Annotated in this window: 5 protein-coding genes; 2 read left to right on the top strand and 3 right to left on the bottom strand. The window is 74.0% G+C overall.

The genetic code is table 11. The features are described 5' to 3' along the window. Positions 1 to 697, bottom strand: a 697-nt coding sequence (locus AC0CYZ_RS01585) for an amidohydrolase family protein (protein ID WP_472211550.1), incomplete at its 3' end; no start/stop codon positions are given. 89 nt (positions 698 to 786) lie between these two features. On the opposite strand from AC0CYZ_RS01585, the gene AC0CYZ_RS01580 reads away from it, so the two are divergent. Beyond that, entirely contained in the window at positions 787 to 1,350 is a 564-nt protein-coding gene (locus AC0CYZ_RS01580) for a dihydrofolate reductase family protein (protein ID WP_472211547.1), read from the top strand. A 26-nt stretch (positions 1,351 to 1,376) separates the two neighbouring features. Beyond that, entirely contained in the window at positions 1,377 to 2,084 is a 708-nt protein-coding gene (locus AC0CYZ_RS01575) for a VOC family protein (RefSeq protein ID WP_472211544.1), read from the top strand. A gap of 1 nt (position 2,085) precedes the next feature. Here the strand turns inward: AC0CYZ_RS01575 and AC0CYZ_RS01570 are convergent, their stop codons facing one another. After that, positions 2,086 to 2,736, bottom strand: a complete 651-nt coding sequence (locus AC0CYZ_RS01570; RefSeq protein ID WP_472211541.1) for a hypothetical protein — start codon at positions 2,734 to 2,736, stop codon at positions 2,086 to 2,088. Positions 2,737 to 2,858: 122 nt separating this feature from the next. Then, positions 2,859 to 3,820: class I adenylate-forming enzyme family protein (locus AC0CYZ_RS01565; RefSeq protein WP_472211537.1), on the bottom strand; the 962-nt coding region annotated here is incomplete at its 5' end.

The following is a 3,820-nucleotide window of genomic DNA, read 5'->3' as shown; positions in this document are numbered from 1 at the left end:
CGACGGGCAGGCCGCGCTCGTGCGCCGCCGCGACCAGGATCGTCAGGTCGCGCTCGCTGAACTGGCTCTGCCACGGCGGCGCGCCGGTCGGGGTGAGCATGCCGCCGCCGGCCATCACCTTGACGACGTCCGCGCCGGCGTCCGCGCGCTCGTCGACGGCGGCCCGCAGGACGCGTTCGGCCCCGCCCCCGGTGTCGATCTCGCCGCCGAGGAACCAGCAGTGGCCCCCGGGCGCGGTCAGCGGCGCCATCGCGGTGAGCACGCGCGGGCCGGCCACGAGCCCGGCCGCGAACCGGTCGCGGAAGGCCTTCACCGTCGCGGCCGGGTCCCCGAGGTCCCGGACGGTGGTGGCGCCCCCGTCGAGCGCCGCACGAGCGTTCGCGGCGATCGTCGCCCGCACCGCCGCCAGGTCGCCGGCCTCGATCGTGGCCCGGGGATCGGTGGTGACGTCGAACGCGAGGTGGACGTGCGCGTTGATCAGTCCCGGGATCACGGTGCCCCGCGGGAACTCCAGGTGATCGAGGGGGCCGGCCGTGTGCTCGAGCTCGTGGGCGGGACCCACCGCGGCGATCACCCCGTCGCGGATCAGCACGCCGCCCTGCTCGAGCGGCGCGCGTTCCGGGTCGGTGATCACCCGCTGCGCCGTGATCAGCGTGGCGGAGTCGCCGCGGGACGGTGGAGCACTCGGGTCGCCCATCGACCCGGAGCCTGCCAGGCGAGGACCTTCGTGCGCACGAGTTGTTCGGTGATACCGTCCGGTCCTGATAGCGGATCGAGGAGGCTCGCATGCCGGAGCTGGTGGCCGACCTGTTCCTGAGCGTGGACGGCTTCGCCGCCGGGTCCCGCTCCCCCGGCTACTTCGGGTTCGGCGGCCCGGACCTCGAACGCTGGATCCACGACGAGATGGAGCACGGTTACCTGAGCATCATGGGTCGCAAGACGTATTCGCTCCTGTCCTCGCTGCCCGAACAGGCCCGCGACGAGAGCTGGTACCGGATGGCCGAGGCCCCCACCGTCGTCTTCTCCCGCACCCTGGAGAGCGCGTCCTGGCCGGGCGCGACGATCAACGGCCACGACGTCGTCGACGAGGTCCCGGCCCTCAAGGCGCGCGGCGACGCCGACCTGCGCACCGTCGGCAGCCTCTCGCTGGTCCGCCAGCTCCTCGCCGCCGGGCGGCTCGACCGGCTCCGGTTGATGGTCTTCCCGCTCATCGTCGGGGAGACCGGCCGCGAACCGTTCTTCGTCGAGCTCGGTGACGTGGCCCTGGAGCTGGAGTCCGAGACGGTCCTGGACGGCCGCACCGTCCTCCTGGACTACCGCCCCGCGGGCCTCCCGCCCTACGCGACCTGAGCCACGGGCCGGGCGATACTCCCGCCGTGCACCTGGAGAACATCGTGTGGGACGCCCGCGAGCCGGGCCGGCTGCGGCGGTTCTGGGCCGCGGCCCTCGCCGCGGAGGCGATCCCCGACGACGACGACTGCTCCCGCCTGCACCTCGGCGGCGACGTCCGGCTCGACCTGTGCTTCCAACCCGTCCCCGACGCGCCGAGCGACCCTCCCCGCCTGCACCTCGACCTCCTCGGCGGCTCCCGCCAGGCCGCCGTGGTCGACGAGCTCCTCGCCCTCGGCGCGACCCACGCCGACATCGGTCAGGGCGACGTGCCGTGGGTGGTGCTCGCCGACCCCGAGGGCAACCCGTTCTGCGTCATGGAGGAGCGGTCCGAGTACCGGGCGACCGGCCCGATCGCCGCCCTGCCCCTCGACAGCGCCGATCCCGACCGCGACGCCGCGTTCTGGGCTGCCGTCACCGGGTGGGTGCCGGCGGACGGCACACCCGGCGTCCGGACGCTGCGCCACCCCGCCGGGGTCGGGCCGCTCCTCGAGCTGTGCCCGGAGACCGCCCCGCACGTCGCGAAGAACCGCATCCATCTCGACGTCCGTCGATCCGCCGCCGACGACACCGGGGAGGACGCGCTGCTCGCTCTGGGCGCCCGTCCCCTCGACGGCGCCGCCGGGCGGCCGTGGGTCGTGTACGCCGACCCCTCGGGGAACGAGTTCTGCGTGCTCGACCCCGCCCGGGAGTGACCTAGGGGGCCAGGCGCCAGAAGTCCCCGAGGTAGCGCAGGACGCTGCCGAACCCCGTGACCGCCGGCTCGTGGACGGGGGCCGACCCACCCTCGAGCGGCCGGGACGAGCGGTGGCGACGACGGCTCCGGCGCATGCTGCGCGGTCCGCCCGCGGGCCGGGCGTCGTCGGTGGTGGCGTCGTCGACGGCGGCCTCGACGGTGACGTCCTCGGCGGCCTCGTCGGACAGCGCGTGCTGGGGCTCCTCCGCCGGCAGGACGTCGAGGAGCTCGTCGTCGGGCCACTCGATCCAGAACGGCTCGAGGAGCCGGATGGAGATCCACTGGTTGTCCGCGGTCAGTGTGGCGACCTCGACGGCGGGCACCCGGAAGGCCGCCGCGAAGCGTTCGGCCCGCCGCGCGAAGTCGACCGGGAGCTGGCCGGGCCGCAGCTTCACCGTGAAGCGCGGCGGGACCGAGTCGAGGGTGATCGAGCTGATGAGGGGCGCCTGGAGGGTCGCGCGCGGGGCGGGGATCACCTGCGCGAGGTGGGTGACCATGCAGACGTTGGTCCAGACGTCCTTGAGCTCGCGCTCGGTGGCGGTGACCTCGCGGCGGTGCCACTCCCGGTCGGCGCGGCTCGCCCCGGGCAGGAGCGGAGGAATGACCCACATGACTGACCCCCTGGACGTGCACGTTGCCCGGCACCCGGACCCCCGAGGCCGACGGTAGACGGGTGAGGAGCTGCAGTCTGTAGTCGAAACGGGCCGTCTGGTGCCACGAACGGCCCAACACGTCACCGGCCGCGAACCGGCGCTCCCCACTCGGTGGCGTCGCGCAGCGTCCGCTTGAGCAGCTTCCCGCCCGGGTTGCGGGGCAGCGGGTCCGACGTCACGACGACGTACTGGGGCAGCTTGAAGTCCGCGAGCTGCGTCTCCAGGTAGGCCAAGACGGCGTCGACGTCGATGCCCGACCCGACCAGCACGGCCCCGACCTTCTCCCCCATGACGTCGTCGGGCACCCCGACGACGGCCGCGTCGGCGACCCCCGGCGCACCCGCCAGGGCGTTCTCGACCTCCACCGAGTAGACGTTCTCGCCGCCGCGGTTGATCAGGTCCTTGGCCCGGTCGACGATCCGGACGATGCCGTCGTCGACCCGGGCGAGGTCGCCGCTGTGCAGCCAGCCGTCGACGAACGTGGCGGCCGTCGCCTCGGGCGCCGCCCAGTAGCCGTCGACGACGTTCGGGCCGCGGATCAGCAGTTCGCCGACCCCCGACTCCCCGACCTCGTCGAGGGCCAGGTCGACGACGGGCGCCGCGAAGCCCACCGAGTCGGCGTGGTCCGCGGCCCACTCGTGGGGCAGGAAGGTGGCGATCGACGACGTCTCGGTCAGGCCGAAGCCGTTGCCGAGCCGGGCCCGCGGCAGCCGCTCCTGCAGGCGCCGGACCAGCGCGGGGGCGATCGGCGCGCCGCCGTACGCGAGCCGCCGGACGTGCGACAGGTCGACGCCGAGGTCGTCGCGCGCCAGCGTCAGCCCGTAGATCGCGGGCACGCTGACCAGGGTGTCGATGCGCTCGTCGACGATCGTCGAGACGAACGCGGCGCCGTCGAACACCGGCAGCACCACGGTGGTGCCGCCGATACCGAGCTGGACGAGCAACTGCGAGTTGCACCCCGTCACGTGGAACAGCGGCACCGACACCAGGTTGCGCATCGACGGCCCCTCGGTCCGGTCGATGCCGATCACCCGGATCGCGG

The sequence above is a fragment of the Actinomycetospora sp. genome (assembly GCF_055612215.1).
This window is presented reverse-complemented; position numbering and strand designations above follow the sequence as displayed.